The organism is Okeania sp. SIO2B9, from assembly GCF_010672505.1.
GTDB lineage: Bacteria > Cyanobacteriota > Cyanobacteriia > Cyanobacteriales > Microcoleaceae > Okeania > Okeania hirsuta.
In genome coordinates, this window is sequence record NZ_JAAHGK010000335.1 from 1 (window position 1) to 6,272 (window position 6,272).

Sequence of the window (6,272 nt, forward strand, 5' to 3'; positions counted from 1 at the left end):
TAGCAATTCCAGGCAGAGAAGCAGTAACTCGTGTAATACCTGTACCAGCAGAATTAAACGACCAAGAATTGCAAGATTATATGAATCAAGAAGCAGGTTTATACTTACCATTTCCCAGAGAAGAAGCAGATGTAGACTACCAAAAATTAGGAATAATACTAGACCCAAATGATGATTTAGAAAAAGTACAAGTAGCCTTAGTAGCAACTAGAAAAGAAGTAACAGATAGCTACATAGAAGTATTCCACCAAGCAGGATTAGTAATAGACGTTTTAGAAGTAAGTAACTTTGCCTTAATCCGAACAGTAAAAGATATACTTCAACAATATGGACCCCAAGAAGCAACAGTAATAGCAGATTTAGAATTTGACAGTACTGAACTTGCTATCGTAGTAGATGGAATACCTCAATTTAACCGGACAATTCCCATTGGTACTTATCAAATGCAATCTTCCTTAAACGAAGCAATGAACTTACCTCCGACCAGAGATACTACCGAACTACTGGGAATGACCGTTCCAGTATTAGATACAATGGGAGTCACAGGCAACGAACCCAACCCTGGAACTAATGCCTTACTAAAAGTATTAGCAGAATTAGGGGATGAACTGCGACGCTCAATAGATTTCTATCTCAATCAATTTGAAGATTTGGAGGTGGCACAATTATTATTAACAGGATCGGGTGCAGCAATAGGACAAATAGATGACTTTTTTATGCAACGTTTAAGTTTACCCGCATCCAAAGTCGATCCAATAGAAACTTTAGCCCTAGAAATAGAACAAGAAATTCCACTAGAACAACGTTCCAGTCTAGGAGTCGTATTAGGTTTAGGATTAAGAGAGGTTTAAATTAATTATGTATGGCTTAGATATAAATTTTCTTAACGATCGCCCAGAATATAAAAAAGATATTCCCAAACCAGTAAGTGGTGGTGGACTATCACTAGAAGACCCCAGACCAATTCTGATTGGGGCAGCAGTAGCAGTAGCAGTTAATGGTCTAGTTGCAGGTGGATGGTTCTATCTCAATCGAGTAAACACCAAATTACAGGCAGACCTAGACAAATTAAATGCCGAATTGAGCAAACTAAACACTCAAATTAAAGATATAGAAGCAATCAAAGAAAAAACTAAGACATTTAAAGCAGAGGCAAAAGCCTTAGCAACAGTTTTCGACCAAATTAAACCATGGTCAGCTTTATTGGGAGAATTTGGCACCCTCATACCTAGCGGGGTCAAAATAGCTAGTATAGAACAAAAAGAACCAAAAATAGTTGCTCCAGCAGCACCTCCAGCAAGTAAAAAAGCTCCAAAAAGGGATAAAAAAGAACAGGCAGCAGTACCCCCAAAACCAACAGCAACTATATCATTTTCTGGGACAGCAGATTCTTATGGTCAAATTAATGACTTTTTATTGCTACTGCAAAACTCCCCATTTTTCCAAGGAGAAAAAACAAAACTAATTAGTGCTGCGAAAAAACCTAATCCAACCAGACTAGAATTACAAGAATCTAGGTCAACTTTAGCTCCGGATATACCAGAATTACCACAAGTAGTTGAATATAAAATCGAAACCAATCTCAGCCCCTTAGGCGCATCAGAATTATTGCCTCAATTAAAAAGTCAAGGAGCAATTGGATTAGTAGATAGGATAGAAATATTAACACAAAAAGGAGTATTTTAAAAATGGTAGTAGCAAATGAATGGAATCCAGAATTAGAAGAACAAGAAGGAGAAGTAGGGGGTCCGAAAATATTCGGTATCTCACTCAAAGACCCCAGATTTCTCGGAGCAGTTATTGGCGTTGTCGGATTAGGAGCAGCAGGATTTTTAGGATATAGTCATTTCAAACCAGCAATTGAAAAAAGTGCGACATTAAGAACAGAAATAGAGACAGCAAAAAACACTATAAAAGAACAGAAAAAACAAATAAAAGAACGACCAAAAGCAGAAGCAGAAAGGGCAGAAGCTGAGAAACAAAGAGAAGACGTAACCAGCTTATTTGCCAGTGAAAAAACCATGAAAACTCTGCTGTACGATATGAATAAACTGATCGATCAAATTAATACAGGAATTAGTAATGAAGACCGACAAGCCAAAATGATTAAATTTGAACCAGTGGAGTCAAAAGATGGCAACTATATAGTTAACGATAATTCATTAGGACCACTGGTAAATGGTAAATTAAAGCGACGAGAATTCAAAGTAGAATTTGAAGGAACTTATGCCCAAACAAGAGCCTTTATGATTGCTTTGGAGAGAATGCAAACATTACTGGTAGTAAAAAACTTAAAAACTAAACTACAGCAAGGAAATCAGATTATCGAAGTTGAATGGAGACAAAATAGATTTATACCAGTCAGGCAACCAGAAAGTAGACTCAGAACATCCTTTGATATGCACGCTCTGTTGGCCTTAAGCAAACAAGAATCATTGGCTAAACCAGAACCTGCCAAACCAGAAAAGCAAAAAAAGAAAAGATAACATAATTTGCCAAATACTATGGTATGCTATCTTGTTATATATATGTAAATTTGACAGTTAGTGCTTGGAAGGGTGGGAAAAGTAGAAAAAAGAAAAATTTGAAAGGTGACAGTTCCAAAGCTGTGGATAAAGCCCTATACTCTAGCCAAATACATAAAAAACGACGGTAGAGAGTTAGCTAGGCGGATTTATCCCCTGGTTGAATAACGACACGGGAGTTTTAACCCGAAGTAAAAATCTGCTCTGAAAGTAAGCTCACAGGTGGATTTTTGTCTACCCCGAGGAGTCTAGAAGTCTGTTGACAGGCTGCAAGTAAAAGTGGATTTGTCCCTTTTGCGGTGTTTTTTTACACAGAATCCAGGGTGTTTCAACCCCTGGAGATGTCAAACCAACATTTTCCTAATCATGGCCTAGCGTGGAGTGAGGACAGTGAAACAGCAAATTCAATTTAGTAGTGGACTGTTAGGTGGGGTAGCTGCGGTAATCATCGCCCAGACACCAGCTTTTGCAGTTACACAAATTACCCAAGTCCAGTTAAATTCAGCAGAAGGGGGCATGAACATTGTCCTAGTGACAAACAATGGCGATCGCCCCGAAGTTTTCTCAGTTAATAGAGATAACTCTTTCGTTGCAGACATAATTAATGCTCAACTTAGGATTCCCGAAGGCAACAAATTTCGGAAAGATAGTCCAGCACCTGGCATAAAATATGTAGAAGTAATGCAGGTAGATGCCAACAGTGTGCGGGTAGTCATCCAAGGTACAGAAGTTGCTCCCAGAGGCAGAATTATCCAAGGGGGGGGGCGAGGAATTATTCTGAGCGCTGCTGCAGGGTCAGGAGAAGTAGCTCAGGCATCCACACCTAAACCTAATAGTTTTCCCCCACCCTCAGAAGCATCTGAACCTGCCCCCCCACCTGTACAACCAGAACCTACTGTAGTACCTCCAAGAGAAACCACCAGCTCCCAAGAATCAAAGGTATTATTACCAGATTCTGAGCTCACAGGAGACGGTTTCCCCACCTTACCAGGACAACCATCCCCCAGTGAAGTTCCTCCTTTTCAACCACGAGCAATAGCACCACCAGTAGGTGACATAGCAATATCCAATATTAACCCCTCAGTAGAAGTTATAGATTTAGGCACACAAGAAAGAATACCTCGTTTAGTTTTGCGAGATGCTCCAGTCAGAGATGTTTTAGCTTTACTAGCTAGAGCTGCCGGGTTGAATGTAGCCTTCAGTTCAGGTGGGGAAGAAGAAACTGGACCTAGTATTTCCCTAGATATTGAAAATGAGTCTGTTCAAGATGTTTTTAACTATGTTCTACGTCTAAGTGGGTTGCAGGCCAACCGAGTAGGGAATACAGTATTTGTGGGGCAAGAATTACCAGCAGAAGCCAGAAATGTTGTAGTCCGTTCTTTCCGCTTAAACCAAGTTACTGCCCAAGCTGCTGCGGGTTTCTTAGTTAGTATGGGAGCTGAAAGTGCAGTTGTGACAAGTCAGCCAGTAACTCAGGTAAATACAGTTAATATTCCTGGAACTAATCAGGCAATTACAAATACAGAAACAATTGAAAGAACAGTTATTCAGCCTCTACGCTACGACCCCCAAGATGCTCCTCCGTTGTTAAAAGGTTTACAGGTAGTAACTGATAGCCGACTTAATAGTGTTACTTTAGTAGGTCCACCACAACAAGTAGAGATTGCTGCAGCCCAATTGGTACAGCTAGATTTGCGACAAAGGCAAGTAGCTGTAAACGTAAAGGTTATAGATATTAACTTATCAGCAGAGGAAAACCTTAATAGTAGTTTCTCCTTTGGGGTTAATGACAGTTTCTTTATTAACGATAATGGGGCAGCATCTCTAAACTTTGGTAGTCTTCAACCTGCTAGTATTACACAACAGAATGCTACTAACCCTCTTTCCCGCCCTGTCACTGGTAACCCAATTTTGGGAGACCCATTCTTTGATAGCCAACGTACATTTGAAGTTCCAGGAACTGGTATCCCTAACCTTAATCAGGGTAGAGGAACTTTCCTCAGACCTATAGCTCCCACCACAAGTGAACCGACAAGAGTTGGTATTGATGATTATGAACCATCAGAAATAGATGTTGATAATGATGGGGTAATAGATGTGGAATTAGGAGAGGCAGAATTTGGCTTATTCCCTCAAATTTTGTATCCAAGGCGATTTCTCGGTCAATTAAGGGCTACTGTGAGGACTGGTAATGCCAAGATTCTCACCGATCCAACTTTAGTGGTTCAAGAAGGAGAAATAGCTAGTGTCAGACTTGTAGAAAATATTGTCAGAAGTATTGACAGTAATTTTACAGATGATGGAGGTACGAGTCGAGAAACTAGAACTGTTAGGTTTGAAGATGTAGGTTTAACCCTAGCTATACAGGTAGAGAGAATAGACGATAATGGTTTTGTGACTGTAACAGTAAATCCAGAAGTAAGCTTTATTTCAAACAGGGTGCCAACAGACGCTGATAATCAAAGTGAATTTGGTACAGAAATTGCCAGGCGTCGGGTAGAATCCGGTAGAATTCGCCTGCGGGATGGACAAACTCTGATTATTTCTGGCATTATTCAAGAGCAAGAAAGAACAATAATAGATAAAGTGCCTATTTTGGGAGATTTACCCATCATTGGTTCCCTCTTCCGCAGCAGCCAAAATGACAATCAACGAGCAGAGACAATTGTCCTACTAACACCTCAAATACTGGATGATGGCGATCGCTCTTCTTGGGGTTATCGATTTAATCCTAGTCCAGATGCTTTGCAAATGATGGAAAGGGGTCAACCAAGGCCACGCTAAAGTTAAATTTAAGGGTTGACTAACTATTATCTATTTGCTCACATATATTCACATAAGCTTCTATATGTATGCCAAGATAGGATTATGGGTTATGTTCCACCCCAGAAAGCCTTAGAAATACTTGGCTTGCATCCTAACACACTACGCAAATATGCAGATGAAGGCAAAATCGAAATCATTAATAACGAAGCCAGGCAAAGATTGTATAACACACAATCTTACATCAGAGGTGCAACTAGAACTACCCTTATTTGCTACTGCCGAGTCTCATCAGCAAAACAAAAAGATGACCTCAATAGACAAGTTGAGTTCATGCAAAACCAGTACCCAGAAGCAGAAGTTATCAAAGACATTGGCAGTGGACTCAACTTCAAACGAAAAGGTCTTAGAGCCATACTGGACAGACTCTTGCGAGGGGATAAGCTCACAATTATTGTTACCTGTAGGGACAGACTTACCAGATTTGGATTCGAGCTTATACAGTATTTGGTCGAACAAAACGGTGGAAAAATCCTGGTTCAAGGGCAAACTATATATTGTCCAGAATCAGAAATGGTCGCCGATGTTCTCTCCATCATCCACATATTCTCCTGTAGAGTCCACGGACTTAGAAAGTACAAGCAAAAAATCAAAGAAGATTCGGATTTACCTAAATAGTGAACAAAGACAACTACTCAGACAATGGATAGGTGTGGCTAGGTTTACCTATAACCGAACCGTTGAATACCTTCAGCAACCTGATACCAAGGCTAATTGGAAAGCAATCAAGGGTGGGATTTTGAAGAATTTACCTGAGTGGTCTAAACCTGTTCCTTACCAGATAAAATCTATTGCTGTTCGTGATGCTTGTATAGCAGTCAGAGAAGCAAAAGTTAAGTATTCTCAAACAGGACAGGTACAGCAGGTAAAATTCAAATCTCGTAAAAATCCTATTCAGTCTTGCTACATACCTAAATCGGCAGA

General features: G+C 39.9%; 6 protein-coding genes. All 6 read left to right on the forward strand.

The window, feature by feature from the left end:
• Positions 1-851 (forward strand): type IV pilus assembly protein PilM (gene pilM, locus F6K13_RS13635; protein WP_287287623.1); only part of this gene is annotated, 851 nt, incomplete at its 5' end.
• Positions 852-858: 7 nt separating this feature from the next.
• A complete protein-coding gene (locus F6K13_RS13640) occupies positions 859-1,686 on the forward strand; it encodes a PilN domain-containing protein (RefSeq protein WP_124154329.1) in 828 nt (275 codons plus the stop codon).
• 2 nt (positions 1,687-1,688) lie between these two features.
• Positions 1,689-2,486, forward strand: coding sequence for a pilus assembly protein PilO (locus tag F6K13_RS13645; RefSeq protein ID WP_124154328.1), 798 nt, complete (start codon positions 1,689-1,691; stop codon positions 2,484-2,486).
• A gap of 429 nt (positions 2,487-2,915) precedes the next feature.
• Positions 2,916-5,309 carry a type IV pilus secretin family protein gene (locus F6K13_RS13650; protein WP_287242250.1) on the forward strand — a complete coding sequence of 798 codons (2,394 nt, stop codon included), beginning with the start codon at positions 2,916-2,918 and terminating at the stop codon, positions 5,307-5,309.
• 84 nt (positions 5,310-5,393) lie between these two features.
• Complete coding sequence (locus F6K13_RS13655) at positions 5,394-5,966, forward strand: IS607 family transposase (protein WP_124142996.1); 573 nt, start codon at positions 5,394-5,396, stop codon at positions 5,964-5,966.
• Positions 5,872-6,272: helix-turn-helix domain-containing protein (locus tag F6K13_RS13660; protein WP_287287624.1), on the forward strand; the 401-nt coding region annotated here is incomplete at its 3' end. The genes F6K13_RS13655 and F6K13_RS13660, both read left to right, overlap by 95 nt.

Bases quoted from the DNA above. Each gene is read 5' to 3' on its own strand.
- F6K13_RS13640 (WP_124154329.1), top strand. From the start codon at position 859: ATGTATGGCTTAGATATAAATTTTCTTAACGATCGCCCAGAATATAAA.
- F6K13_RS13645 (WP_124154328.1), top strand. From the start codon at position 1,689: ATGGTAGTAGCAAATGAATGGAATCCAGAATTAGAAGAACAAGAAGGA.
- F6K13_RS13655 (WP_124142996.1), top strand. From the start codon at position 5,394: ATGGGTTATGTTCCACCCCAGAAAGCCTTAGAAATACTTGGCTTGCAT.